Consider the following 26,175-nt stretch of genomic DNA (forward strand, 5'->3'; position numbering starts at 1 on the left):
GCACAGCGCACAGCACTTCCACGCTGAAGGCCCCGGCTTCCGAGTCGGGGTCTTCTTCGTTTTCCGGCCGCGCATGGCGCGTATGAAATGTTTCGGATTTCCCGCCGTCATCGGAAATTATCCTGTGTTGCAATAGAGTCGCAGCACGGACGATCCCGGCGATGGCGCCGGGAATCGAAATCAAGCGGAGGTCCGGTCTTGCGTATTCCTGCGCACGCGGTATGCACAGCGATCCGCGACGATATCGTCTCCGGGTTCTTCGGGCCGGGCGGCCGGCTGACCGAGGAGGTGCTCGCCCGTCGCTACGGCGTCTCGCGCGTCCCCGTCCGCGAGGCGCTGCGCACCCTGGAGTCCGAAGGGTTCGTCACCACGCGCCGCCATGCGGGCGCCTGCGTCGCCGAGCCGACCGAGCAGGAGGCCGCGGACCTGCTGGAGCTGCGGTTGCTGCTGGAGCCGCTGGCCGCCTCCCGGGCCGCCGGGCGGCGCAGCGAGGGCCACCTGAAAGTGCTGCGCGGGCTGGTCAGACTGGGTCAGGAGCGGGCGCGCAGGGGGAAGGGGGAGGACCTGCGGGACCTCGGAGGCTGGTTCCACGAGACGCTCGCCCAGGCGTCCGGCAGCCCGGGGCTGATCGCCCTGCTGACCCAGACCCGGCACAAGATCGCGTGGATGTACGAGGTGGAGGCGCCGGCCCGGCCCGTGGACTCCTGGACGGAGCACGGGGCGATCGTGGACGCGGTGGCGCGCGGGGACGCGGAACGGGCCAGGGCCCTGACCGTGACGCACGCGGAGCGGGCGGCGCGGGCGCACCGGCCGCGCGTGAGGACTTCGCAACCTGCCGTAAACATGGCGAGCGGTCCGCATTAACAAAAGCCCGCTATATAAAAGAGTGGCGCTGCGTCGTCAGTGGCCGAAAAGGGCGGATATGAAGGTGCCCGGAATTCGTGCGGCGCCTGCCGGCCTCTGTTCGCTGTTCGCTGTTCAACGTACGCGGGCATTTCCATTTCGCGCAATTCCGGACGGATCCCAGGCGTCGGGAAAACAGCGAAGCCGCGGTCCCGGGGGTGGCGGGGACCGCGGCTTCGCCGCGCGCAAGCGGACCCGAAGGGTCAGACGGTCTCCGGGAGCTCCTCGAGGCCCTCGGCGACCAGCTTCGCGAGGCGGTCCAGCGCGGTGTCCGCACCCTCGGCCTCGGAAGCGAGAACGATCTCCTCGCCGCCCTGGGCGCCCAGGCCCAGGACCGCCAGCATGGAGGCGGCGTTGACGGGGTCGCCGCCCGCCTTCGCGATGGTCACCGGGACGCCGGAAGCGGTCGTCGCGCGGACGAAGATCGAGGCGGGACGAGCGTGCAGGCCCTCGGCCCAGCCGACGTTGACGCGGCGCTCTGCCATGGTGATGCCCTTCAGGTTCTTACGGTTGTCTAGACCAGTCTCTCACGACACCCGGAATGCCGGGACCGATCTCAGACCCGAATCCACCGCCGCTCGACCCTCCCCAGCTTGCACTGGTTTGCCCCGGGGTGCCTCATCCGCCGCGCGCGCGGTGCGGGGCCCGTGAGCCCGGCCCGCCCGCCCGGTCGCCCCGCCCCTTAGGGTGGCCCCATGACCACCGCGTCGGACCCCTCGTACCCGGCCCACTGGGAAGCGGACGTCGTGCTGCGCGACGGCGGCACCGCCCGTATCCGCCCCATCACCACGGAGGACGCCGGGCGGCTGGTCAGCTTCTACGAGCAGGTCTCCGACGAGTCGAAGTACTACCGTTTCTTCGCGCCGTACCCGCGCCTCTCCGACCGTGACGTGCACCGCTTCACGCACCATGACTACGTCGACCGCGTCGGCCTCGCCGCGACCATCGGCGGCGAGTTCATCGGCACCGTCCGCTTCGACCGCATCGGCCCCGACGGCCGGCCCGCCTCCGGCCCGGCCGACGAGGCGGAGGTCGCCTTCCTCGTCCAGGACGCCCACCAGGGCCGCGGGGTCGCCTCCGCGCTCCTCGAACACATCGGCGCCGTGGCCCGGGAGCGGGGCATCCGCCGGTTCGCCGCCGAGGTGCTCCCCGCCAACACCAAGATGATCAAGGTGTTCACGGACGTCGGCTACCAGCAGAAGCGCAGCTTCGAGGACGGCTCCGTCCACCTCACCCTCGACCTCGAACCCACCGCCGAATCCCTCGCCGTGCAGCGCGCCCGCGAACAGCGCGCCGAGGCCCGATCCGTCCAGCGGCTGCTCGCCCCCGGCTCGGTCGCGGTGATCGGCGTCAGCCGCTCCGGCGCGGGCGTGGGCGCCGCCGCGCTGCGCAACCTGCGCGACGGCGGCTTCCACGGGCACCTCTACGCCGTCAACGAGGCCTCCTCCGCCGACCTGCTGGACGGCGTACGCGCCTACCGCGCCCTCGGCGACATCGGAGCCCCGGTCGACCTCGCCGTCGTCGCGGTCCCCGCCGACCGGGTCCCCGACGCGGTCGCCGCCTGCGGAGAACACGGGGTGCAGGGGCTGGTCGTCCTGTCGGCCGGATACGGCGAGAGCGGCCCGGCCGGACTGGAGCGCCAGCGCGAACTGGTGCGGCAGGTGCGCTCGTACGGGATGAGGCTGATCGGCCCCAACGCCTTCGGGGTGATCAACACCGCCCCGGAAGTGGAACTGAACGCCTCCCTGGCCCCGGCCCCCGCGACCGCCCGCGGTCGGATCGGCCTGTTCACCCAGTCCGGCGCCATCGGCATCGCCCTGCTGTCGGGGCTGCTGCGGCGCGGCGAGGGACTGTCGTCCTTCGTGTCGGCCGGGAACCGGGCGGACGTCTCCGGCAACGACATCCTCCAGTACTGGTACGACGACGAAGCCACCGATGTGGCCCTCATGTACCTCGAAACCCTCGGCAACCCGCGCAAGTTCACCCGGCTCGCCCGCCGGACGGCCGCCGTCAAGCCCGTGGTCGTCGCCCGAGGCGGCCGCCACACCCCCGCCGGGCACGTCGTCCCCGGGACCCGACTCCCCGACGCCGCCGTCTCCGAACTGCTGCGGCAGGCGGGAGTGATCCGGGTCGACACCGTCACCGAGCTGGTCGACGTCGGCCTGCTGCTCGCCGGGCAGCCGCTGCCGGCCGGGCCCAGGGTGGCGATCCTCGGCAACTCCGAGTCCCTCGGCGTACTCAGCTACGACGCCTGCCTGACGGAGGGGCTGCGCCCGCTGCCGCCGCTGGACCTGACGACCGCGGCCTCGCCGGAGGACTTCCGCGCGGCCCTGTCCGCGGCGCTCGCCTCGCCGGACAACGACGCGGTGATCGTGACGGCGATCCCCTCGGTGAGCGAGCAGGCCCTGGCCGACGACCTGGCCGACGCCCTGCGGGAGGCCGCGGCCGAGGTGCCGGGCAAGCCGGTGGCGGTGGTGCACGTGGAGCTCGGCGAGCTGGTGGAGGCCCTGTCCGCCGCACGGGCCACGGCGCCCGCGCCCGCGCCCCCGGCCGCTGTCGCTGTCGCTGGCGCGCCTGCCGCTCCGCCCGCTCCTGCCCGGCCTGCCCCGTCCGCTCCGCCTGTCCCTTCCGTCCCGGCCGTCCCCGTTCCGGCGCCCGCCCCCGGCGTCCCGGGCCGGATCCCCGCCTACCCCGCCGCCGAGCGCGCCGTGAAGGCCGTCGCCGAAGCCGTCCGGTACGGCCAGTGGCGCCGGGCCAACGCCGAGGTCGGACAGGTCCCCGAGTACGAGGACATCGACGAGTCCGGCGCCGCCGCCCAGCTCGCCGGGCTGCTCTCGGGCGTCGCCGACGAATCCGTCCTCAGCCTGGACGACCAGGACGCCCGCGAGCTCCTGGGCCGCTACGGGATCCGGGTGCTGCCCACCCTCCCCGCCCCCAGCCCCGACGCCGCCGCCCGCGCCGCCCGCGTCCTCGGGTACCCCGTCGCCCTCAAGACCACCGCCCCGCACCTGCGCCACCGCGCCGACCTGGGCGGCGTACGCCTCGACCTGACCGGCGAGGCCGAGCTGCGGCGCTCGTACGAGGAGCTCACCGAGGCCCTCGGCAAGCCGGCCGAGCTGCTCCCCGTGGTCCAGGCCATGGTGCCCCGCGGCGTGGACACGGTCGTCCGCTGCGTCATCGACCCCGCCGCCGGAACCGTCCTGTCCTTCGGCCTCGCCGGAGTCGCCTCCGAGCTGCTCGGCGACACCGCCCACCGCCTGGTCCCCGCGACCGACCGCGACGTCGCCGCCCTGGTCAGGTCCATCCGCACCGCGCCCCTCCTCTTCGGCTGGCGCGGCAGCGACCCCGTCGACACCCCGGCGCTGGAGGAGCTGCTGCTGCGCCTGTCCCGGCTGGTCGACGACCACCCCGAGGTGGTCGGCGTCTGCCTGGAGCCGGTGGTGGTCGCCACAGAGGGCCTCTCCGTGCTCAGCGCCACCGTCCGCATCGCCCACCCGCCGGCCCGCACCGACCTCGGCCCGCGCACACTGCCCAGCTACTGAGCGCAGAGCAGGTAGGGGCACCCCGTAAGGGCCTTAGGATGGACCTCATGGCGAAATCCGGTACGACGACCCAGGGGCTGCGCGCGGCGATCGAGCGCAGCGGCTACTACCCGGCCCTCGTGGCCGAGGCGGTTGAGGCCGCTGTGGGCGGCGAGCCGATCTCGTCGTACCTGGTCCACCAGGAGACCACCTTCGACTCCAACGAAGTGCGCCGGCACGTCACGGTGCTGGTCCTGACCGGCAACCGCTTCATCGTCAGCCACACCGACGAGCAGGCCGCCGACGCCGGGTCCCCGTCCCCGTACGCGACCACCTCCACCGAGTCGGTCAAGCTCAGCACCATCTCCTCCGTGGTGCTCAGCCGCGTCGTGGCCAACCCCGAGTCGTACACGCCCGGCACCCTTCCCCGCGAGGTCGTGCTCACCATCGGCTGGGGCGCGGTCTCGCGCATCGACCTGGAGCCCGCCGCCTGCGGCGACCCGAACTGTGACTCCGACCACGGCTACACCGGCAACTCCACCGCCGACGACCTCAGCCTGCGGGTCAGCGAGGCGGGCGACGGGCCGGAGACGGTGCGCCAGACCCTGGCCTTCGCGCAGGCACTCTCCGAGGCGACCGCCGCGACCTCCGGCCCCGCCCGCTGATGACGTACTCCGCGCCGCCGAACTGGCAGGACGAACCGGAACTCCTCGATCTCGCCGGCGCCCCGGTCCCGCACTACGGCAGCGGATCGCTCTCGGACCTGCTGCCGACCCTGGCCGCCGGCCAGGGCGTCCCCGGCCTCACCGCCGGGATCGCCGAGCTGACACCCGCCGACCGGAACTGCGTGTTCCTGATCGACGGCATGGGCTGGGAGCAGATCAAGGCCCACCCGGACGAGGCGCCGTACCTCACCTCCCTCCTCGCGACCTCGCGCGGCGGCACCGGGCGCCCCCTCACCGCGGGCTTCCCGGCGACCACCGCCACCTCGCTGGCCTCCGTCGGCACCGGCCTGCCGCCCTCCCGGCACGGCCTGCCCGGGTACGCCGTACGCAACCCGGCCTCCGGCGAGCTGATGAACCAGCTCCGCTGGAACCCGTGGACCCCGCCGAAGCCCTGGCAGCCGTACCCGACCGTCTTCCAGCTCGCGGACGCGGCCGGAGTGCACACCGCACAGGTGTCCTCGCCCGCCTTCCAGACCACCCCGCTCACCAAGATCGCGCTCAGCGGCGGCACCTTCCACGGCCGGATGACCGGCGAGGAGCGGATGGACCTCGCGGCGATCCAGCTCGCGGCCGGTGAGCGCTCGCTCGTGTACACGTACTACAGCGAACTCGACGGCGCCGGCCACCGCCACGGCGTGGACTCCGACGCCTGGCGCGGCCAGCTGATGCACGTCGACCGGCTCGTGCAGCGACTCGCCGAGCAACTGCCGCCGCGCACCGCGCTGTACGTGACCGCCGACCACGGCATGGTCGACGTCCCCTTCGACGAGGACTCCCGGATCGACTTCGACGACGACTGGGAACTGGGCGCCGGCGTAGCGCTGCTGGGCGGCGAGGGCCGCGCCCGGCACGTCTACGCGGTGCCGGGCGCGCAGGCCGACGTACTGACCGTGTGGCGCGAGGTGCTGGGCGACCGCTTCTGGGTCGCGAGCCGCGAAGAGGCCCTGGACCTCGGCTGGTTCGGCCCGCCGGGGGAGTGCGACGAGCGGGTGCGCGGCCGGATCGGCGACGTGATCGCCGCGGCCCAGGCCGACGTCGCGATCACCGCGTCCCGCAACGAGCCCAACGAATCGTCGCTCGCCGGCATGCACGGCTCGATGACCGCGGCCGAGCAGCTGGTCCCGCTGCTCGAAGTCCGCACCTGACCGGACCCCGCCCCACACCTCCCACCCACGACCTGAAAGGTCCGTCCTTCCCATGCCCGAGCTGGTGTTCTTCTCCGGAACGATGGACTGCGGAAAGAGCACTTTGGCGCTCCAGATTGCCCATAACCGCGACGCGCGGGGGCTTCAGGGCGTGATCTTCACGCGGGACGACCGGGCGGGCGAGGGCAAGCTGTCGTCCCGGCTGGGTCTGGTGACGGAGGCGATCGAGGCGCCGGAGGGCATGGACTTGTACGCGTACCTGGTCTCCCAGCTCTCGAAGGGCGGCAAGGCGGACTACGTGATCGTGGACGAGGCCCAGTTCCTGGCCCCGGAGCAGATCGACCAGCTTGCGCGCATCGTGGACGACCTGGACATGGACGTCTTCGCGTTCGGTATCACCACGGACTTCCGCACGAAGCTGTTCCCGGGCTCGCAGCGGCTGATCGAGCTGGCGGACCGGCTTGAGCAGCTCCAGGTCGAGGCCCTGTGCTGGTGCGGCGCCCGCGCCACCCACAACGCCCGGACGATAGACGGCGAGATGGTGGTCGAGGGCGCCCAAGTCGTCGTGGGCGATGTGAACCGCCCGGCGGGGGAGATCGGCTACGAGGTCCTCTGCCGCCGCCACCACCGCAAGCGGATGACGAGCGCCGCGGCCCACGCGGGCGCCCTCTCCCCGGACGTCCTCCCCGTCAACCACGCCTGACGGTCCCACGCGACCCTCCTCGGGCCGTGACGGTGTGCGACCTCCTCGTCCCGGCGACGCTCTCACCGCTGCTCGGCGAGTCATGGCGTACGCCGCCGCGCGCGCGGACGCTCGGCCGCGAGGTGGGCGGGACCTCCTGAGGTACGTGCGCGCACAGCCGCCTGGCGCCGAGCCGGCCGGCTTCGTTGGCGTCGGCGCCGTAGGTGACCTGCGAGACACCGAGCGGACCGCGACCCGGACCCTGACCGCCCCCGCGCAGCGTCCACCCGGTCGGACGCAAGGCCGCCCGTGCGAAACCCAGTTCGTCAGCACGGGACGGCGCGCGACGCACGTCCGGGTGGTACATGCCCGCGCGGGCGGGTTCTGGCCGTTCGGGGCCCGGGCGGGCGGCAAGAGTTGGGCCATGATCATGGATCGCGATGCCAACTCCGGAACCCCTGAAGTTCCCGGAACCCCCGGAGAGCCCGCACCGGCGCCCTCCCGCCGGCCCTCCCGCCGTACCGTCATCGCCGGCGCGGTCGCCGTCGCCGGAGCAGGCGGCCTGACGATCGCCGCCACCTCCGCCGAGACCTCGCAGGCCGTCCCCGGCGCCGCGGTCGCCGACTGGGGCTCCTGCCTGACGATCGCCCGGGCCATCCTCGTACGGGACGACGAGGATCAGCCGCTCGTACCGCGCTACGCCGACATCCTCCTGAAGAACGGCCTGCCCCGCTCGCGCCGCCCCGGCAAGAAGGTGCTGATCGTCGGCGCCGGGCCGGCCGGCCTCACCGCCGCCCACCTCCTGCGCGAGGCCGGCCACCAGGTCACCGTCATCGAGGCCAACGCCAACCGGGTGGGCGGCCGGATCAAGACCTTCCGCACCGGCGGCCACGAGAACGCCGCGCCGCCCTTCGCCGACCCGAAGCAGTACGCCGAGGCGGGCGCGATGCGCATCCCCGACAGCCACCCGCTGGTCACCGGACTGATGGACAGCCTCGGCCTCAAGCGCCGGCGCTTCCACCTGGTCGACGTGGACGGGGCCGGCCGCCCCGCCTACCGGACGTGGATCTACGTCAACGGCATCCGCGTCCGCCGCGCCGACTACGCGCGCGCCCCGCAGGCGCTCAATCGTTCCTTCGGAGTGCCGCAGGCGTACGAGTCCGTCCCCGCCTCGCAGATCGTCCGCGACGCCTTCGCCCCCGTACGCAAGGAGATCGAGGGCAAGAAGGACAAGGAACTCGTCGAGGGCTGGGCACGCGTCATCCAGCGCTACGGCCACATGTCGATGTATCGCTTCCTGACGGAGGAGGCCGCGCTCGACGAGCGGACCATCGACCTGATCGGAACCGTCGAGAACCTCACCTCCCGCCTGCACCTCGCCTTCGTGCACAGCTTCATCGGCGCCTCCCTGATCAGCCCCGACACCGCCTTCTACGAACTGCCCGACGGCACCGCCACCCTGGCCGACGCGCTGTACGCCCGCGTCAAGGACCTCGTACGGCTCGACCGCCGTGCCACCCGCATCACCCACGGTGAGGGCAAGGTCACCGTCGAGACCGTCTCCGAGGGCCGCGGCGGCAGCCCCGTGCGGCGCGAGACCTTCACCGCCGACACCGCGATCATCACCGTCCCCTTCTCCGGACTGCGCCACATCCCCATCACCCCGGCGCTCTCCTACGGCAAGCGGCGCGCGGTCACCGAGCTGCACTACGACGCCGCCACCAAGGTGCTGCTCGAATTCAGCCGCCGCTGGTGGGAGTTCGACGAGGCCGACTGGAAGCGCGAGCTCGAGGCCGTGCAGCCCGGCCTGTACCGCAAGTACCAGACCGGGCGGACCCCGGCGAACGGAACCCTGCTGGGCGCCCACTCCTCCGTACCCGAGGGCCGCATCTCCGCGGGGCAGCGCTCCCACTACGCCGCCTGCCGCGTGGTCACCCGCGACCAGCCCGAGGCGGCCGGCGTCATCGGCGGCGGCTCGGCCACCGACAACCCCAACCGCTTCATGTTCCAGCCCTCCTACCCCGTCCGAGGCAGCGCCGGCGGCGTCATCCTCGCCTCCTACAGCTGGTCGGACGACGCCCTGAAGTGGGACTCCCTGGACGACGAGGAGCGCTACCCGCGCGCCCTCGCCGGAGTCCAGGAAGTGTTCGGGCAGCGCATCGAGGTGTTCTACACCGGCGTCGGCCGCACCCAGTCCTGGATGCGCGACCCGTACGCCTACGGTGAGGCGTCCGTACTGCTGCCCGGCCAGCACACCGAGCTCTTCCCCCACGTCCGAAAGGCCGAGGGCAACCTGCACTTCGCCGGATGCCACACCTCCATCAAGCCCGCGTGGATCGAGGGAGCCCTGGAATCCGCGGTGCGGACCGCCCTGGAAGTGCACACGGCGTAGCGGCCGCCCAGGCGGCGCCGTCAGCTCTCGGCGAGCACGATCAGCCAGTCCTCCTCGGAGAACCGGAGCCGCTGCCGCTTGTCGGGGTTGATCCGCACCCCGTAGTCGGGGCCCGTGGCGCTCCGCGCGCGCAGCCGGTAGCCGACCGCGCATTCCCGGCGCCGCCGCGCCGACTCGACGGCGGTGGCGAACGAGACCTCATGACCGGCCCGGACGTAGTCCGCGGCCGGCTTGAGGTGGAACTCGTGGCCCTCCGCCTTGAACAACTCCTCGAAGACCGCGGCGAGATACGGGCTCTCCGAGATCTGCGTCATCAGAAGGCTGATCAGCCTGCCGCTCACGATGAAGTCGGCGCCGTCCCGGGCGGGCGCGAGGAGTCGGTTGCCGTCGTCGGACATCTCGGTGGTGAGCGCGAGTTGCCGCTGCGCGGCGTCCCCGATGGCCCGCAGGTGCAGCAGGGTGACCAGGGTCCTGTCGTCCGCGCGCGCCTCCGGATCCGTCACCGGAGCGAGGGCGACAACGGGCGCGTCCGAGGTCGAGGTCGAGGCCGAGGTCGAGGCCGAGATCGAGGCCCCGGGCTCCGTCTCACCGATCACGATCACGCTGTCGTACGAGGGCACGTCCAGCTTGGCCAGGGTGAGCGGGTCGGTGATGTCCCCGTCGTGGAAGGACACGTCGAGGCGGGACACGTCGAGGCGGGACCGCGCGGTCGTGACGGCGCGGGCGCCGCGCGTGGCCGCGTACTCGCCGAGTGCCACGACGTCGAGAGTGGTTCCCGGCCTCACGTACTGGTCGAGCTGCTCGATGACGAGCGGGGCGCGGCGGTTCCAGCCGAGCAGGAGCAGGCGTTCGGCCTGGGCGGTCCGGGGCGCGGCCGTCACGATCGCGTCCTCCTCGACATGGGAGGCCACGTCCGCCCGCACGGTCGTCTCGTCGTCCTGGGAGATGACGATGATCCGGTCGGCCGGGCCGATCGTCGCCCCCGGATCCGGATTGAGGGTGACGCTCCCGTCGGCGTGCAGCAGGCCGACCGCCGAGGACGTGGGGAACCACAGCAGCACCTCGCCGAACGTACGCCCCACGAGGCCCTCGGCGGCGGCCGGGTAGAACTCGTCGCCCTCGAAGTCCAGCAACTCCGAGTAGACGAGCGAGAGGCCGGGCTGCCGGGCCGTCTGAACGAGGAGCCGGGCGACGATGTCGTCGACGCACAGGACGTGTCCCGTGGGCCTGGCCGCCAACCTGGCGGTCAAGTGGTTGCGGGAGTCACGGACGGCGGCGACCACCACCGCTTCCCCCTCTCCGGACCTGGGGACGGCCGCGTCGAGGGCGAGCAGCGTCTTCACGACATGAGCGTCACCGGTGTCCCCGGTGGGAGGCAGCACCAGCACCGCCTTCGCCGTTCGCGGACTCACCCGGCACAGCTCGGTGGGGTCGGTGGTGCTCCCGTTGCGGCAGATGATCCGCGTCCTGCCACGGTCGCTGACGCGGGTGGAGATCTCGTCCTCCATCCCCACCTTGTCCTGCGGGGCGAGCACGGCGATGGCGGAGCGGCGCTGGTTCGCGTTGGCGGCCACCAGCTCCCCGATCACGGGGAAGACCTGGTCCGACCACCCCAGTACGACGGTATGCCCGGTCTCCAGCACGGTGGAGTGACCGAGGCGCAGCGACATGATGCGCCGATTGATGCCCGTGGTGATCAGACTGACCAGGGTCGACACGAAGAGCAGCGCCACCAGCGCGAGCGACACGGAGGCGAGCACGTAGAGCGGGGAGCCGACCGCACCCCCGATCTTCAGCGTCTGACCGACGCTGACCCACACGGCGGTGAGCCGGCCGGAGAGCGTGGCCGGAGCGGCCCGGTCGGACCAGACGAGTACCATGCTCGCCGGAACGACGACGGCGAGGCAGGCCAGGGCGAGCCAGCCGATGAGAGCGGTCGTTCCCCCCGAGACCAGATGGTCGAACCGGTACCGGAGGCGGAACCGGAGTGACGTCGTGTCCTGCTGCGCCACACAAGCTCCCGTACATGAGTCGACTCGCCGATCGGAGCGGGCTGCCCGCCGCGCCAGGAGCCACCCTAGGCAGATCTCCGCCCCCGCCCCCCTCGAACCCACCGACCTCACTCAGAGGTATGAACGCACCATGGACGCCGGCCCGGTCGGGCTCAGGCCCGCTTCTTGGCGTCGATCTCTGCGATCAAGCCCTCGATGAGACCCTTGATCCCGTCGCGGTCGGGGCGGACGGCCTCGACGCCCTGGCCTACCGGGTAATTCCAACAGAAGAATGAGGGACATGACGCGTTCGCAGTGGGGCTGTGTGGCCGCCCCTGTGGCCGGGCTGGCCACAGGGGCGCTCGGGTCGGTTCTACTGGCGGCCGCCTGGCGGGCATGCGACGTCGGAGTGAACGGCGCGGCGAACGGGCTCGCGTTGATCTTCTATGGAGTCCTGTTCACGCTCGCGGCAGCAGCATGGTGGGGGTTGCTCATCGGGTATGTCGGAGGGTGGAACCTCCCGGTCGCTCTACTCGGTGGCGCGGTCGGCGCCGCGGGGATCGTGTGGGTGTTCGTGGCACTGCTTCAGGTGCCCAACGGATATCGGTGCTGAGCAGTCGCCTCACAGCCTGAAGAAGGACGTTCCAGGGTGCGGTGGGCGAAGGTGGGGGCCCCGCGTCATCGACTTCGGCATCGCGCGGGCGATGGACAGCCTCGCCGGGGACAGCCTGCACACCCGTACCGGCATGCTGATCGGCTCTGCCGGCTTCATGTCGCCGGAACAGGTCCGCCTCGAACTCACCCCCGCCAGCGATGTCTTCTGCCTGGGCGCCGTCCTCGTCTACGCCGCCACCGGGCGCCTCCTCTTCGGCGCCACGGAAACCGGCCTGAACGCCCACCTCTTCCGGGTCGCCGAGGAGGAGGCGGACCTGACCGGCGTACCGGAGTCGCTGGTCGGTCTCGTACGCGCGTGTCTGGACAAGGACCCGGCCAAGGCGGCCCACTCCCCAGCAGGTGGCTGACCGTACGGCGACGGACCAGGCCGCGGAATGGCTGCCGGGCGCGGTCTTGGCGCAACTCGGGCGCCACGCCGCCCAGTTGTTGGACTACGCCCCTGAATCCCCCCATGGTCGCCGCGGTCGTCATCGGATCCACCCAGGTTTCCGCCCGCCTGCCGCACCGTGTCGCGCCCCGCGTCCTGATCACGGTGGGCCTGGTCGTCGCGGCCGGCGGGCTGCTGCTCCTGAGCGGCCTCGCCGTCGACGGCGGGTACGCGACGCAGGTCCTGCCCGGCGCGCTCCTCACCGGCTTCGGTCTCGGCCTCGCCTTCGTGCCGGCCTTCGCCACCGCGACCGCCGGCATCGCCCCGCAGCGTTCCGGCGCGGCCTCCGCGACGGTCATCGCCGCCCAGCACCTGGGCGGCGCGATCGGCGGGGTGTTGCTCAGCGGCGTCCTCGCGGCCCGCCTGGACCGTGCGTCGGTGTCGGCCGGTTCGCTCACCGCGGACCTGCTGGGCAGCTACACCGCCGCCCTCTGGTGGGCGGCGGGCAGCATGCCGCTCGCGGGCCTGCTCGCCGGCCTGGTGATCAGCCCCGCGAGCAGCAGCGAAGCGCCGCCGGTGCGCACAGCGGCGTGAGCGGGGCGCGCCTCGGCCCGGCCGCCTCGGCCGTACCGCGGTCAGTGCCTCGGGCGCATGTCGCCTCCGTACGTGGTGCGGTAGTCCGGGATGACGATCCGGCTCGCGGGAGACTCCCGGCGGACCTGGGCGACGAATGCGTCCAAGTCCATCGACGGGTCGCGGCGCGGGGGACGGCTCAGCGGTTCCTCGAAGTTGTCCCAGTGGACGGGCACGACGACGGCGGGATCGTCCAGTGCCCGCAGCAGCCGGGGCACGTAGTGGTGAGTGGAGGCGCTGGACGGCACGGCGACCATCGCGAGATCGGGGCGGAGCCCCTTCACAGCCCGCTCGGAGAAGTCGCTGGCGCCCATCAGGAACGCTGACGGGCCACCGTTCCCGGCGGTCACCTGGAAGGCGAGCGTGTCGCCCTCCGGCAGGTGGGAGATGGTCTTCGGAACGGCTGCGGGCGGCGCGTTCAACGTGCCCGGGGCGAAGTAGGAGTGCCGTTTGTTGCGGCTGTGGAGGCCGGCCACGACCTCGACGGTGAGCCCGCCGAAGTCCAGCACTTCGCCGCCCCTCACCACCGAGATCTGGGCCGGGTCGACACCGAACGCGACGAGCAGATGGAATGTGGTCTCGGTGCCGACGACGCGGGCGCCGGTGGACTTGGCGATGTGCGGGACATCGGCGAGGTGGTCCCAGTGGGAGTGGCTGACCAGGACCATCTCGGGGCGGCCGATGTGTTCTCGTACCACCGCGGGATCGGAGCCGAGTTCCGTGTCCGGGTTGAACGCGCCGTCGAACAGACCGGTCTTGAAACGGGTGAGGTAGGGGTCGAAGAGCACGGTCCGGCCGTCGACGTCGATGCGCCAGCCGGAGGTGCCCAGCCAGCGGAAGGACGCCGAACCGGCCGCCGGGCCCCTGCGGGCGGCCGGGTCGGCGGCGGTGGCTGCGGTGGCGGCGCTGGCCGCCGAGGGCAGGAGTGGGACGGCCGCGCCGAGCGCGGCGCCCCGCAGCACCGTACGTCGGCCGAATCCCTGGACGGGCTGAGTGTCTGTGTCGTCGCTCATGGCCTCAGGGAATCAGGGCCCGACGCCCTCCGTCCAAGATCAAAATCTTGGCGTCCCCATACGTAAACGCATATAGGGCCAGGTCACACGCCTGGGCGGCGCAGGAAGTCGACGGCCATCCTGCCCGCCGCGCCGATCGCGGCGTCCACCGTGGGCCGCGAGGCGGCCAGCCCCCGCGTACGGGCGAAGACGGAGACCGCGAAGCAACTGCCGTCGGGATACTGGATGACGCCGGCTTCCATGTGCAGTCCCGGCAGGGTGCCGGTCTTCGCCGCGACCGTTACCTCGTCGGGAAATCCCGACACCAGCCGGTGCCGGAAGATCTGACGGCGCATCCAGTCGCGCACCTGGGCACAGGCCTCCGGCGGGCCCGCTTCGTCACGCCAGACGAGACGCAGCAGCCGGGTGATCTCGCGGGGCGTGCTGGCGTTGGTTCGCAAGGGATCCAGCACGCTCAGCCGTCTCTTGCGGTCATCCGGCAGGGCCGGGTAGCGGATGGCGAATTCCGCTTCGTCGCGTGCTCCCACCTCGGCGAGCATCGACTCGAGTACGTCACGAGGACCGCCCACGATACGGGTCCTGTCGAGCCCGAGTTCCCCGGCGAGAAGCCGTACCGTGTCGAGTCCGACGCGCGCCAGCAGCAGATCAGCCGCCGAGTTGTCGCTGACCGACATCGCGAAGAAGGCCAGGTCGCGCAGCGACAGTTCGACGTCGTCCATACAGCCGGCCGTGCCCCATCCGCCGAGCCGGTCGGCCGCCGTCACCCGTATCCGCTCGCGCGGGTCGAGCTGGCCGGCGGTGACCTGCCGGGCAAACTCCAGCACCAGCAGCACCTTGAAGACCGAGGCGATCACGACCGGTTCGTCCGCGCCGATGGCCACCTCCTCGGCCACCTCCTCGGCGTCCGGCTCCCTGCCGAAGGGGATCGCGTGCAGCAGGCCCTCGGCTCCCACCCCCGCGAACACCTCGGAAATCCGTTCCTCGACCACCGGTTCGCCCCTCACGTAAGGTCCTGAGTGTGGATCTCCTGCGCCACCTGCGCATTTTCGTCACCGTCGCCGACGAGCTGCACTTCAGCCGGGCCGCCGACCAGCTTGGCATGGCCCAGCCGCCGCTCAGCCAGGCGGTACGCAGGCTGGAGAAGGATCTCGGCGCCGAACTGTTCGACCGCTCACAGCGCCAGGTCCGACTGACCGCCGCCGGGATGGTCCTGTTGGACGAGGCGCGCGAACTCCTCGCCCGTGAGCACCGGTTGCGGACGCTGGCCCGCCGCGCCGGGGACGGGGCCCTGGGCACCCTGCGCGCGGGCGTACCCCCGGACACCACGGTCGCCGTGCTCTCCACGCTCCTCGCCGCCTGCGCGGAGCACTCCCCGGGCCTGTCCGTCGACCTGCGGGAGATCACCACCGAGGAACAACTGCGGCTGCTCACCTCCGGTGGACTCGACGTCGGCCTCGTCCACCAGCCCGTCGACGCCACCGAACTGCGCCTCGGCCCGGAGGTCTGCGTGGAACTCGGAGTCGTCCTGCCCCGCACCTCACCGCTGACCCGGCTCCCCGAGGTCGCGCTCGGCGAACTGGCCGGCCAGGATCTGGTGCTGTTCCCGCGTGCCCATGCCCCAGGCTGGTACGACCGGATCCTCGACACCTGCCGCACCGAGGGCTTCGTGCCCGGCCGCCTCCGGCACGCCTCCCACCCCGAGTTCCTGCTGGCGCTGGTCACCGCGGGCCACGGAATCGCCTTCGACCAGGGGCCGGTGGCCCGCAAGGAACCCCGCGTCACCTGGCGGCCCCTCGCAGGCCGCCCCCTCATCCAGCGGATCACCGGCGCCTGGTCCGCCGGCCGATCCGCCCATCCGGCCGCCCCTCACTTCGCGGCGCTCGCGGCGGACGTGCTCGCCCGCGACCGTACGGGCACCTCGCGCCGCGACGCCGGCCCGCCCCCGCCGGCCGGCCCGCCGCCCCGACCGTGGTCGGTGGTGTACGACTAGGGGGTGTCCGGCGGATCAGGCCTGGGCCGCCGGTGGCGAGGTGGCGTTCTCCCATACAGCGAGGGCCTCCCTCAGCCGGGCGGGGCTGGTGAAGACGTGTCCGCGCATGCCGGTCTCCTCGGCGGCCTCGACGTTGTCCCGGCGGTCGTCGACGAAGAGGATGTGGTCCGGTTCGACGCGCAGGGCGTTCCGACACCACCGGTAGGCGTCCGCTTCCGGTTTGGCGTGGCCGATGCGGCAGGAGAAGGCGCGTATCCGGAAGTGCCGGAGCCAGCGGTGGTGCGCTTCGTAGTGGGCGGCCAGTTCCTCGGGAATGTTGGACAGCAGCGCGACGCGCCGCCCGGATGCCGCGAGCTCTTCGACCAGGGCGACCATGGTGTCGTCGACGGCGCTCCAGCTCGCGATGTCGGCCTCGACGAGGTCCCCGATCCGTCGGCGGTCGAAGCGGGTGCCGAGGGCCCGGGCCACCTGCCGCCAGTAGCCGGGGCCTGTCACCTCTCCGCGGTCGTAGGGCGGGCGCAGTGCCCAGTACGCCTCCCAGAAGGCTGGGGAGGACACAGACACACCGGCCGTCCGGGCCAGCCGGTTCTTGCCCTCGGTGGACTGGTGGCGGGCGAGGACGCCGAACAGGTCGAAGAGCACGGTGCCGGTCATGAGGTCACACCTTCCGCAGTGTCACGCCCGCCGCGGCCAGTGCGTGGGTCTCGTCGTCGGGAGCGGCCTCGTCGGTGACGACGGCGTGCAGGGCGGAGGCGGGGGCGACGAAGGCGAGGGCGGTGCGCGAGAGCTTGGAGCCGTCCGCGACGGCGATGACGCGGCGGGCGGATGCGATCGCGGCCCGTTTGACGGCTGCGTCGTCCAGGTCGTACGCGGTCAGGCCGTTGGCCGCGTTCAGACCGCAGCAGCCGACGACCGCGGTGTCGAAGCGCAGGGCGGCCAGCGATGCCTCGGTCAGGGGGCCGGTCAGTGCGAGCTCGCCCGGGCGGGGTCGGCCGCCGGGCACCAGCAGCGTCAGTTGCGGCGATCCGCTCAGCGCGTTCACCGCGTGCAGGGACAGCGGCATCATGGTCAGTCGGCGGTGCGCCAGGGCGCGGGCCACCTCCAGGCAGGTGGTGCCGCTGTCCAGAACGACGGACTCCCCGTCGGCGATCAGCCCGGCGACCTCGGCGGCGATGCGCCGCTTGGCCTCCGTCCCGTCCCGCACCCGCAGTGCGAAGGGCGGTTCCTCGCCGCGCAGCAGCAGGCTTCTCGCACCTCCGCGGTAACGCTCCAGGATTCCCTGCTCGGCCAGAACCTCCAGGTCGCGGCGGATGGTCATCTCCGACGCGCCGGTGAGTTCGGCCAGCTCCGCGACGCCGAGGCGGCCTGCCCCGCGTACCGCATCAGTGATCTGTCTCAGTCGATCTGTGCTCGCCATACCCAGATAGAACATCGGATGTGTTTGAAACACAACCTTTTAAACACGATTGATGTTCGCTAGGTTGGGTCGGCATGAAGAGACCACTGCGGATCGCCCGAGGGGCCACCTTCGCCTACTTCGCTCTGAACGGCTTCATCCTGGGGATGTGGGTCGTCCACATCCCCACCGTCGAGCACCAGGTGGGAATCAGCCATGCCGTACTCGGCTGGCTCCTGCTGCTGCTCGGCGCGGGAGCCTTCGCGGGCATGCGACTCGCCGGCCCGCTCACCGACCGCCTGGGCGCCCGCACCGTCATACCGGTCAGCGCCGCGTCGTGCAGTGCGGCGTTGGCCCTGCCGGGCCTGGCCACGAACGTCTGGACGCTGGCGGCGGCACTCATGGTGCTCGGCTTCGGCAACGGCTGCCTCGACGTCAGCATGAACGCCCATGCCGTCCAGGTCGAGCGGGGTTACGGGCGGCCCGTGATGTCCGCCTTCCATGCCGCCTTCTCCCTCGGCGGCGTCCTCGCCGCCCTGGTGGGAGCCCGCACGCTCAGCTGGGACCGGAGCCCGGCGGCAACCCTGGGCGCGGTGGCGCTCTTCGGCGTCGCCGTGGCGGCCCTGGCCACCGGCGCGCTGCTGCGCCCCGAGCCCGCCTCCGCCGCGGAAGCCCCCACTCCGGGAACGCGGCCGGTGCGCCGTACTCCACGGCGCATCCGGATGCTGGCCCTGCTCGCGCTGATGCTCATGCTCTGCGAAGGCGTGGCCAACGACTGGAGCGTGCTGCACCTACGGGACACCCTGGACGCGCCCGCCGCCACCGCCGCCCTCGCCTACGGCGCCTTCTCCACCGCCATGACCGTGGGACGGCTGCTCGCCGACCGGGTGGCCGCGCGCTTCGGCCCGGTGGCCGTCCTGCGTTGGGGGGCGTCGGCGGCCGCACTCGGCCTGACCGGCTCGGCGATCTCCCCCTGGGTGCCGCCGGCCCTGGTCGGCTGGGCCGTGTTCGGGGTGGGCCTTTCGGGCTGCGTTCCCCAACTCTTCAGCGCCGCCGGCCACACCGACCGGAGTGCCGCCGGAGCCAACGTCTCGCGCGTCGCCGGCCTCGGCTATCTCGGCATGCTCGCCGGACCCGCCGTCATCGGACCGCTGACCCACTTCGTCCCGCTCAACGTCACGTTCTTCCTGCCCGTGGCGTTCTGCTTGATCGCCGCCCGCGCCGCCGGCGTTCTGCGCTCGCCGTACACCACGGCCGGCCGCTCGAAGGCCCCGATCGCATGACCGGCACGCGCCGCGAGAGCCTGGACCTCGGCGCGCCGCGACCCCATCACGAGCAAGGAGACAGAAATGCGCCGCTCCCACCCCCCACGGCTCCGGACGAAGGTCGCGTTGTCCGCACTGACGATCGTGACCGTGTTCGCCGGAGCCGCGTGCGGCGCCGAACCCTCGGCGCCGAGCGAGCGGACGGCGCGCACGGGCAGTGCGCAGGCCGGTGCCTCCAGCGTTCGGGCGGGCCGGGGTGAGGCCCATGTCCGCACAGAACTCCGTCGGTTGGAGGCCTCCTACCAGGGGCGCATCGGCGCGTACGCCCTCGATACGGGCACGGGCAAGACCATCGGCTACCGGGAACACGAGGCCTTCCCCAGCAACTCGACGTTCAAGGCCGTCCTCTGCGGCGCGATCCTCGACAAGGCACGCGCGACCGACCCGGGCCTGATGGACCGCACACTGCGCTGGACGAAGAAGGACGTGGTCGCCCACTCCCCGATCACCGGACGCGACGAGAACATCAAGAACGGGATGACCCCGGCGGAGCTGTGCCGGGCGACCATCACCACCAGCGACAACACGGCCGCGAACATGCTCCTCCAGCAGATCGACGGACCGCCGGGGATGACGCGGTACTACCGCTCGCTCGGTGACCCGGCCGGGCGCCTGGACCGCTACGAGCCCGAACTCAACGACTGGAGGCCGGGCGAACAACGTGACACCATCACCCCCGCCCTGATGGCCGGCAACCTCCGCGAACTCACCCTCGGGACGGCACTCGTCCCCCGGGACAGGCAGCGATTGATCGGCTGGCTGCGCGCCAACACCACCGGCGACGAACGCATCCGCGCCGGACTCCCCGACAACTGGACGATCGGCGACAAGACGGGAAGCGGCGCCGGTTCCTACGCGGCCGCTCACGACATCGCGATCGTCCAGCCCCCGTCCGGTGAACCGCTGATCATCGCCGTCTACACCCACCGCGACACCATCGATGCCGAGATCGACAACAGCGTCGTCGCCACCACCGCGTCCCTGCTGGCACACGGCTTGCGCGGTTGAACGGCATGACTGCCGTTACGGGATCACCGTGCGCGCGGCGCTCGGCCGGTAGGCGGTCAGGCCGGCCGCGACCGTACGAGGGCGAAGACCGCGCCCTCCGGGTCCGCGACCGTGGACAGCCGGCCGATGAGGCCTTCGCGCGGCGGCGTGACGATGCGTCCGCCCAGCTCGCTCACCCGGACGGCAGCCGCGTCGGTGTCCTCGACCTCGAAGTACGTCATCCAGTGCGGGCCGCGGTCGTGCGGCAGGGACCGGCCGACTCCGTGGATGGCGGCCACCGGTTCGCCGTCCAGGCACAGGGTCAGGTAGTCGAAGTCCGCCGAGGCGGCGGAGTGCCTTTCGGTCTCGTGGCCGAAGACGTGCTCGTAGAACTTGCCCACCGTCGAGGTGTCCTGCGTGACCAGTTCGTTCCAGACCCGGGTGCCGGGCACTCCGTACAGCCGGGCGCCCACGTGTGCCTCGGCCTGCCAGATGCCGAAGATCGCCCCCAGTGGGTCCGAGCAGATCGCCATCCGGCCCGCGTTCTCCGCGTCCAGCGGACCGACCGCGACCGTGCCGCCGCAGGCGCGGATCGACTCGGCGGTCGAATCGGCGTCGTCCGTGGCGAGGTACGTGGTCCACGCCACCTGCAGATGGCGGTCCGGCGGCAGCTGGCCGATGCCGGCCACCTCCTGGCCGTCGAGGAAGGCCCGGACGTACGGGCCGAGCTGCCCGGGGCCCCGCTCGTACTCCCAGCCGAAGAGGTCGCAGTAGAAGGCCTCGGTGCCTTCGAGGCTGTGGGCCATCAGGCCGACCCAGCACGGCGTGCCGGGCGGCCGCCGAGAAGTCCGTGCTGCCTCGGTCATGTCAGCCGTCTCCTCCGTCGTGTCCCTGTTTCCCCGCTGATGCTTCCACTCCGGAGCGCGCGGCGCGCCCGACCGGGCCGCGTTGTTCGGGGGCGGGACACAGATGACCGAATCACTGTGCCCCGCCGATGTCCGGGTTGTTACGGGGATGCGGGAGGCGGGGAGGAGGATGGGCCCATGACTGCGATTCTCTCGGCTTCCGAACTGATGAGTGAGCTGGCCGGTTCCCGGCCCCCGGTACTCCTTGACGTCCGCTGGCAGCTGGGCGGCCCGGACCAGCGTCCGGCGTACGAGGCCGGCCATCTGCCGGGTGCCGTGTATGTCGACCTCGACCGAGAACTGGCAGGTCCGCCCGGGTCCGGCGGGCGCCATCCGCTGCCGGAGCCCGACGCCTTCGGCGCCGTGATGCGGAGGGCGGGAGTCCGGGCGGGCGAGCCCGTGGTGGCGTACGACGGGGGTCAGGGGTGGGCCGCCGCCCGCGCCTGGTGGCTGCTGCGCTGGACGGGTCACACGCACGTGCGGGTGCTCGACGGCGGCCTGGCCGCATGGACGGCGGCGGGGGGCGCGGTCACCGCTGACGTATCTGCTCCGGTTGAGGGCGATTTCAAGCCAAACCCGGGGGCGCTCGGCCTGCTGGACGCGGACGCGGCAGCCGCGCTGGCCCGCTCCGGGATCCTGCTGGACGCCCGGGCCGGGGAGCGCTACCGCGGCGAGGTCGAGCCGATCGACCGGGTCGGCGGGCACATCCCGGGCGCGGTGTCGGCCCCGACCACGGAAAACGTGGGCCCCGACGGCCGGTTCCTTCCGGTGGACGTGCTGCGCGCCCGGTTCGCGGGGCTCGGCGTCCACGACGGGACCTCGGTGGGGGTGTACTGCGGATCGGGTGTCTCCGGGGCCCACCAGGTCCTCGCCCTGGAGGTGGCGGGCATCGCGTCCGACCTCTACGCGGGCAGCTGGTCGGAGTGGTCCTTCGACCCGAGCCGCCCGGTGGTCACGGGCCCGGACCCCGAGTAGCGGCGCCGGCTGCGGCGCCCGATGGACGCCGCAGCCCAGCGGGGCCGCGTCTCTTACTCCCTGCTCCTCTTACTCCTGCTTCTTGCGGCGGGTGCCGAAGACGATCTCGTCCCAGCTCGGCACCGCCGCACGGCGCCCGGGGCGGACCCCGTCGGCCTCGGCCTGGCGGTCCGTCGTACCCGTCAGGCGGTCGCGGTGGCCCGCCACCGTACGGGGCATCAGCACATCGGCGTACGCGGAGCCCGCGCCCGCCGAGGCGGCCGGCGCCGGCGGTTCGGCCGCCTCCGGCTCCTCGGCCGTGGGCTCGGACCGGTCCGGTACCACCATGTCGCCGCGGAAGCTCGGGACCGCTTCCAGAAGGCTCGTCAGGGTGTCCCGCTCCTCCTCCGGATCCGGAGCGGGGGCCGTGTGGTTGGTCGTCCGCTCCAGCTGGCGGTCCAGGGCGCGGTCCAGCGGCCGGTCCCGCGGCAGCCGGGCGATGCGCGGCACGAAGGGGAAGCTCGGTTCCGGTGTCGACGGCAGATCGTCCGACTCGCCGATCAGGGAACGGGCTTCGTCGTCCACGGCCACGACCAGCCGGCGCGGAGGGTCGTACGTCCAGCTCGCAGAGTGCGGTTCGGCCGCCACGCAGTAGACGAGCAGGATCTCCCAGGTGCCGTCGTCGCGGCGCCAGGAGTCCCACTGGACGGAGTCCTTGTCGGCCCCGCGCAGCGTGAGGCGCTCCTGCACGGCCTCGCCGAGCTGGGGCCCGGTGTTCTCGCCGGGACGGCGCACGGGCGTCTTGCGGGCACGCTCGGCCATGAAGGCGCGCTCGGCCAGCACGGGGCCCTCGAAGCGGCGGACCCGGTCGACCGGGATGCCCGCGAGCTGAGCGACCTCCTCCGCGGAGGCACCGGCCCGTATGCGGGCCTGGATGTCGCGGGGGCGGAGGTGGCTCTCGACCTCGATCTCGATCTGGTTCAGGCGCGCGCGGTCATTGCGTACGGCAGCCCGTAGACGCTCGTCGATCGGAAGCGTGTACTCCGTGCTGTCCGCAGCCTTGAGCACCAGTCGTGTTCCGTCATTGGAGACGGCCACGACACGCAGTTCGGGCATGGGGACCTCCCGGGTGGTGCCTGCCGACGTCACGTGCGTCGCTGCTTCCGCTAGTCGAGTGTGGCCTGCCCGGGTGCAGCCTGCCACAACCTTGCCGAGTTAAACCGGCGTGTCGGGCATGCGCCCTTGATCGACGTTATGGCACGGTTACCTGTTGGGCACGGACAGTGACCGAACGATTACTGTCCGCAGCAGGATCCGTGCAATACCGCGGCATCGCCGGTCTCGAGTGCCGTTTTTCCATCGTCCGGCCCCCTCTCCCGAGTCCGGACATCCGGAAGGAAGGACGGTCCCAGGGCTCGCCACAGTACTCCATTCGGGCCACCGGGGTGGACCGCCGCGCCGCCGAACTTGTCCCTGGCGGCGGGAGTTGGGCTGCCCTGAATCGGGCTCATATCCGGACGACCTGCGCGCGCGCCCGATTTCGGGTGTCCTGCTTCACAGAATCCCCCGATCCGGAACCATCCGTTTCGCTCAGCGGTCTGTAACCGCTGGAAGAGGAGAAGCGCAAGGGGTCGGACACGTGGGGGATTGGCGATGGTTCAGAAGGCGGTAGGGGAAGCCGGACCGGAGAGTCCGGAGGGGAAGGGGCCCCGATCTGAGCATGACCCAGATCGCGGGCACTTCCCTCGCCACCGCCGGCGGGCTCGGTACGTACGAGGCGATCGCGGGAACCTCGGTCGGCAGCAGGGCGGTGACAGGCCGCTCTCGGCCGGGACCCGCGAGTCCGCCGACCACCGGCCGGACGCGCCGATGCCCGGGGCGGGCACCGGCACCTGGCATCGGCACTAGCGAGCGGCCCTCGTGACCCCGGCGGGTCCCGCGGCCTTACGCCCCGAGCACGCGCCGCAGATAGTCGTTGCCGAACATCCGGTCCGGATCCAGCCGGTCCCTGAGCGCGGTGAACTCGCCGAAGCGCGGATAGACCCCCGCGAGGTACTGCGCGTCCCGCGTGTGCACCTTGCCCCAGTGGGGCCGGCCGCCGTGCGCGGTGAAGATGCGCTCGGCCGCCGTGAAGTACGCCTGGTACGGGGTGCCGCGGTACATGTGCACCGCGATGTACGCGCTCTCGCGACCCGACGCCGTCGACAACGCGATGTCGTCCGCCGGAGCCGTCCGCACCTCCACCGGGAAGCTGATCCGCAGGCGCGAGCCGTCGACCATCGCCTTGAGCTCCCGCAGCGCCTCGATCACGCGCTCGCGCGGGAGCGCGTACTCCATCTCCACGAAGCGGACCCGGCGCGGACTGGTGAACACCTTGTACGGGATGTCCGTGTAGGTGCGCGCCGACAGGGCGCGGCTGGCGATCCGGGCGATGGAGGGGATGGTCGCGGGGGCCGCGCGGCCCAGTGAGTTGACCACCTGGAAGACGCCGTTGGACAGCAGCTCGTCCTCTATCCAGGCGCTCACCGGGCCGGGCGGGGCGGCCGGGCCGTGGCTGCGGTTGTTGCGCTTGGTGGTGCAGTTGCCGGTGTGCGGGAACCAGTAGAACTCGAAGTGCTCGTTCTCCGCGACGTGCTGGTCGAACTCGGCCGTCACCTGGTCGAAGCTCATCGGCTCCTCACGGGCGGTCAGGAAGAAGACCGGTTCCACGGCGAGGGTGAGCGAGGTGACGATGCCGAGCGCCCCGATGCCGAGGCGGGCCGCCGCGAAGACGTCCGGATGCTCCTTCTCGGAACACGTCAGCAGCCGGCCGTCGGCGGTGACCAGGTCCAGGCCGCGGATCTGGGCGGCGATGGAGGCGGAGTCGCGGCCGGTGCCGTGGGTGCCCGTGGCGGTGGCGCCGGAGACCGTCTGCTCCATGATGTCGCCCATGTTGGTGAGCGACAGGCCCGCCCTCGCCAGGGCCCGGTTGAGGTCTTTCAGGACCGTGCCCGCCGCCACGGTGACCGTGCCCGCTGCCCGGTCGATCGACCGGATCCCGGCCAGCGCCTGCGGCCGTACGAGTACGCCGTCGGTCACCGCGGCCGCGGTGAAGGAGTGGCCGGTGCCGACCGCCTTCACCGGCAGCCCGTCCTCGGCGGCCCGGCGGACCACCTCCTGGAGCTCCCCGACCGAGGCCGGGGTCACCACACGGGCGGGTGTGGCGGTGACATTGCCCGCCCAGTTACGCCATGCGGCCCGTGTCGGCCTGAACTGCCCTGCTGTCGCCGTCCCCATCGGTGGCTGGCTCCTCCCCTTGCGCCGGCCTCGTCAGCCGGCGGTAACCCGCGAACGCCACCGCCGCCGCGGCCGCTCCCGACGCGATGGAGACGACGAACCCGCGCTGCGCGCCGGCCGCGTCGATGACCAGGCCGGTCACCGAGGAGCCGACCGCGACGCCGACCGCGAGGCCGGTGCTGATCCAGGTCATGCCCTCGGTCAGCTTCGCGCGGGGTACGTGCGCCTCGATCAGGGCCATCGTGGTGATCATCGTGGGAGCGATGGCGAGGCCCGAGACGAAGAGCGCCACGGCCAGAAACGGGAGGTTCCCGGCCAGTAGGAGGGGGATCATACTCACGGCCATCGCACAGATGCCCAGCACCCACCTGCGTTCGGCCTTGCTCTCGAGGTGCAGGAGGCCGAACACGATGCCGGCCAGGCAGGATCCGGCCGCCCAGATCGCCAGGACGAAGCTGGCGGAGGACTTGTGGCCCTGCTCCTCGGCGAAGGCCAGGGTGGCCACGTCGATGGAGCCGAAAATGGCGCCCGTCGCCACGAAGGTGGCCGTCAGCACCTGGAGGCCGGGGGAGCGCAGGGCGGAGCTGCGGTCCGTGTGTTCGCCGCGCGGGTGCGCCTTCGGTTCGGTGGAGCGCTGGGCGGTGAGGAGCCAGACACCGACCAGGAGGCAGACGGCCGCGATCAGCGGTCCGGCCTCCGGGAACCAGATGGTCGAGAGCCCGATGGCGATGATCGGGCCGAAGATGAAGCAGACCTCGTCGACCACGGACTCGAAGGAGTACGCGGTGTGCAGCTCGCGCGGGGAGTCCTGGTAGATCGTGGTCCAGCGGGCGCGGACCATCGAGCCGACGCTCGGCACGCACCCCGCGATCGCGGCGAACACGAAGAGCGTCCAGTCCGGGAGGCCGTTCGCGGCGGCCAGCAGCAGCCCGGCGATCGAGCCGACGGCTATCAGGGTCGCGGGGCGCAGGACGCGCCGCTGGCCGTACTGGTCCACCAGTCGCGAGACCTGGGGGCCGATCACCGCTGCGGCGAGGGCCAGGGTGCCGGTGAGGGCGCTGGCCATCGCATAACGGCCGGTGATCTCGGAGATCATGGTGAGGATGCCGACGCCCACCATGGAGATCGGCAGGCGGCCGATGAGGCCGGCGGCGCTGAACCCCTTGGTGCCGGGGGCCGCGAAGATCGCGCGGTAGGGACTGGGCAAGGGATCTCCGTAAGGGACATCGGTGGCTCGTACAGGTTACGACCGCCGACAAGGCACCCGCACGGGGAAATTCCGGACGTTGAACTTA

Annotated in this window: 23 protein-coding genes and 1 pseudogene; 13 read left to right on the forward strand and 11 right to left on the reverse strand. The window is 72.0% G+C overall.

The window, feature by feature from the left end; translation table 11 throughout:
• The first annotated feature begins 198 nt into the window (after positions 1-198).
• Positions 199-864, forward strand: a complete 666-nt coding sequence (locus tag ACWDYJ_RS02740; protein ID WP_451563639.1) for a GntR family transcriptional regulator — start codon at positions 199-201, stop codon at positions 862-864.
• A gap of 242 nt (positions 865-1,106) precedes the next feature.
• On the opposite strand, the gene ACWDYJ_RS02745 is transcribed toward ACWDYJ_RS02740, so the two are convergent.
• Positions 1,107-1,388, reverse strand: coding sequence for an HPr family phosphocarrier protein (locus tag ACWDYJ_RS02745; protein WP_451563640.1), 282 nt, complete (start codon positions 1,386-1,388; stop codon positions 1,107-1,109).
• A gap of 210 nt (positions 1,389-1,598) precedes the next feature.
• Here ACWDYJ_RS02745 and ACWDYJ_RS02750 point away from each other — a divergent pair, with 210 nt between their 5' ends.
• The 5 genes from ACWDYJ_RS02750 to ACWDYJ_RS02770 all read left to right on the forward strand — a co-directional run bounded on the left by ACWDYJ_RS02750 (position 1,599) and on the right by ACWDYJ_RS02770 (position 9,368).
• On the forward strand, positions 1,599-4,445 hold the full coding sequence (locus tag ACWDYJ_RS02750; protein ID WP_451563641.1) for a bifunctional acetate--CoA ligase family protein/GNAT family N-acetyltransferase: 2,847 nt from the start codon (positions 1,599-1,601) through the stop codon (positions 4,443-4,445).
• Positions 4,446-4,492: 47 nt separating this feature from the next.
• Positions 4,493-5,089 carry a DUF5998 family protein gene (locus tag ACWDYJ_RS02755; protein ID WP_451563642.1) on the forward strand — a complete coding sequence of 199 codons (597 nt, stop codon included), beginning with the start codon at positions 4,493-4,495 and terminating at the stop codon, positions 5,087-5,089.
• On the forward strand, positions 5,089-6,294 hold the full coding sequence (locus ACWDYJ_RS02760; RefSeq protein ID WP_451563643.1) for an alkaline phosphatase family protein: 1,206 nt from the start codon (positions 5,089-5,091) through the stop codon (positions 6,292-6,294). Before ACWDYJ_RS02755 ends, ACWDYJ_RS02760 begins: the two co-directional genes overlap by 1 nt.
• Positions 6,295-6,346: 52 nt before the next feature.
• Complete coding sequence (locus tag ACWDYJ_RS02765; RefSeq protein ID WP_451563644.1) at positions 6,347-6,997, forward strand: thymidine kinase; 651 nt, start codon at positions 6,347-6,349, stop codon at positions 6,995-6,997.
• A 409-nt stretch (positions 6,998-7,406) separates the two neighbouring features.
• Entirely contained in the window at positions 7,407-9,368 is a 1,962-nt protein-coding gene (locus tag ACWDYJ_RS02770) for a flavin monoamine oxidase family protein (protein ID WP_451563746.1), read from the forward strand.
• A 20-nt stretch (positions 9,369-9,388) separates the two neighbouring features.
• Here ACWDYJ_RS02770 and ACWDYJ_RS02775 read toward each other — a convergent pair whose 3' ends face one another.
• The gene (locus tag ACWDYJ_RS02775) at positions 9,389-11,380 is read right to left on the reverse strand and encodes a CASTOR/POLLUX-related putative ion channel (RefSeq protein WP_451563645.1); all 1,992 of its coding nucleotides are present in this window, start codon (positions 11,378-11,380) and stop codon (positions 9,389-9,391) included.
• Between the two features lie 152 nt (positions 11,381-11,532).
• Positions 11,533-11,634, reverse strand: a pseudogene (locus ACWDYJ_RS02780) (phosphotyrosine protein phosphatase); the annotation flags it as partial.
• 26 nt (positions 11,635-11,660) lie between these two features.
• Here ACWDYJ_RS02780 and ACWDYJ_RS02785 point away from each other — a divergent pair.
• From ACWDYJ_RS02785 to ACWDYJ_RS02795, 3 genes are all read left to right on the forward strand, one after another.
• A complete protein-coding gene (locus ACWDYJ_RS02785; RefSeq protein ID WP_451563646.1) occupies positions 11,661-11,972 on the forward strand; it encodes a hypothetical protein in 312 nt (103 codons plus the stop codon).
• A 91-nt stretch (positions 11,973-12,063) separates the two neighbouring features.
• Positions 12,064-12,381: a hypothetical protein gene (locus ACWDYJ_RS02790; protein WP_451563647.1), complete on the forward strand. Its 318-nt coding sequence runs from the start codon at positions 12,064-12,066 to the stop codon at positions 12,379-12,381.
• A 104-nt stretch (positions 12,382-12,485) separates the two neighbouring features.
• A complete protein-coding gene (locus tag ACWDYJ_RS02795) occupies positions 12,486-12,995 on the forward strand; it encodes a hypothetical protein (RefSeq protein WP_451563648.1) in 510 nt (169 codons plus the stop codon).
• 41 nt (positions 12,996-13,036) lie between these two features.
• Here ACWDYJ_RS02795 and ACWDYJ_RS02800 read toward each other — a convergent pair whose 3' ends face one another.
• A complete protein-coding gene (locus ACWDYJ_RS02800; protein WP_451563649.1) occupies positions 13,037-14,047 on the reverse strand; it encodes an MBL fold metallo-hydrolase in 1,011 nt (336 codons plus the stop codon).
• Between the two features lie 83 nt (positions 14,048-14,130).
• Positions 14,131-15,036 carry a serine hydrolase gene (locus tag ACWDYJ_RS02805; RefSeq protein WP_451563747.1) on the reverse strand — a complete coding sequence of 302 codons (906 nt, stop codon included), beginning with the start codon at positions 15,034-15,036 and terminating at the stop codon, positions 14,131-14,133.
• A 38-nt stretch (positions 15,037-15,074) separates the two neighbouring features.
• Here ACWDYJ_RS02805 and ACWDYJ_RS02810 point away from each other — a divergent pair, with 38 nt between their 5' ends.
• Positions 15,075-16,037, forward strand: coding sequence for a LysR family transcriptional regulator (locus ACWDYJ_RS02810; RefSeq protein WP_451563748.1), 963 nt, complete (start codon positions 15,075-15,077; stop codon positions 16,035-16,037).
• 15 nt (positions 16,038-16,052) lie between these two features.
• On the opposite strand, the gene ACWDYJ_RS02815 is transcribed toward ACWDYJ_RS02810, so the two are convergent.
• A complete protein-coding gene (locus ACWDYJ_RS02815; protein WP_451563650.1) occupies positions 16,053-16,691 on the reverse strand; it encodes an HAD family hydrolase in 639 nt (212 codons plus the stop codon).
• A gap of 4 nt (positions 16,692-16,695) precedes the next feature.
• Positions 16,696-17,454, reverse strand: coding sequence for a DeoR/GlpR family DNA-binding transcription regulator (locus ACWDYJ_RS02820; RefSeq protein ID WP_451563651.1), 759 nt, complete (start codon positions 17,452-17,454; stop codon positions 16,696-16,698).
• 74 nt (positions 17,455-17,528) lie between these two features.
• Between ACWDYJ_RS02820 and ACWDYJ_RS02825 the strand changes: the two genes are divergently transcribed.
• A complete protein-coding gene (locus ACWDYJ_RS02825) occupies positions 17,529-18,716 on the forward strand; it encodes an MFS transporter (RefSeq protein ID WP_451563652.1) in 1,188 nt (395 codons plus the stop codon).
• Between the two features lie 66 nt (positions 18,717-18,782).
• Positions 18,783-19,766, forward strand: coding sequence for a class A beta-lactamase (gene bla / locus ACWDYJ_RS02830; RefSeq protein WP_451563653.1), 984 nt, complete (start codon positions 18,783-18,785; stop codon positions 19,764-19,766).
• Between the two features lie 56 nt (positions 19,767-19,822).
• Here bla and ACWDYJ_RS02835 read toward each other — a convergent pair whose 3' ends face one another.
• Positions 19,823-20,611, reverse strand: coding sequence for a VOC family protein (locus ACWDYJ_RS02835; protein WP_451563654.1), 789 nt, complete (start codon positions 20,609-20,611; stop codon positions 19,823-19,825).
• 177 nt (positions 20,612-20,788) lie between these two features.
• On the opposite strand from ACWDYJ_RS02835, the gene ACWDYJ_RS02840 reads away from it, so the two are divergent.
• Positions 20,789-21,625 carry a sulfurtransferase gene (locus ACWDYJ_RS02840; protein WP_451563655.1) on the forward strand — a complete coding sequence of 279 codons (837 nt, stop codon included), beginning with the start codon at positions 20,789-20,791 and terminating at the stop codon, positions 21,623-21,625.
• A 69-nt stretch (positions 21,626-21,694) separates the two neighbouring features.
• Here the strand turns inward: ACWDYJ_RS02840 and sepH are convergent, their stop codons facing one another.
• The 3 genes from sepH to ACWDYJ_RS02855 form a co-directional block, all read right to left on the reverse strand.
• Positions 21,695-22,753: a septation protein SepH gene (gene sepH, locus ACWDYJ_RS02845; RefSeq protein ID WP_451563656.1), complete on the reverse strand. Its 1,059-nt coding sequence runs from the start codon at positions 22,751-22,753 to the stop codon at positions 21,695-21,697.
• A gap of 795 nt (positions 22,754-23,548) precedes the next feature.
• Complete coding sequence (locus tag ACWDYJ_RS02850; protein WP_451563657.1) at positions 23,549-24,880, reverse strand: D-arabinono-1,4-lactone oxidase; 1,332 nt, start codon at positions 24,878-24,880, stop codon at positions 23,549-23,551.
• On the reverse strand, positions 24,828-26,087 hold the full coding sequence (locus ACWDYJ_RS02855) for an MFS transporter (protein ID WP_451563658.1): 1,260 nt from the start codon (positions 26,085-26,087) through the stop codon (positions 24,828-24,830). Before ACWDYJ_RS02855 ends, ACWDYJ_RS02850 begins: the two co-directional genes overlap by 53 nt.
• Positions 26,088-26,175: the final 88 nt, after the last annotated feature.

The sequence above is a fragment of the Streptomyces sp. NPDC003042 genome (assembly GCF_053591315.1).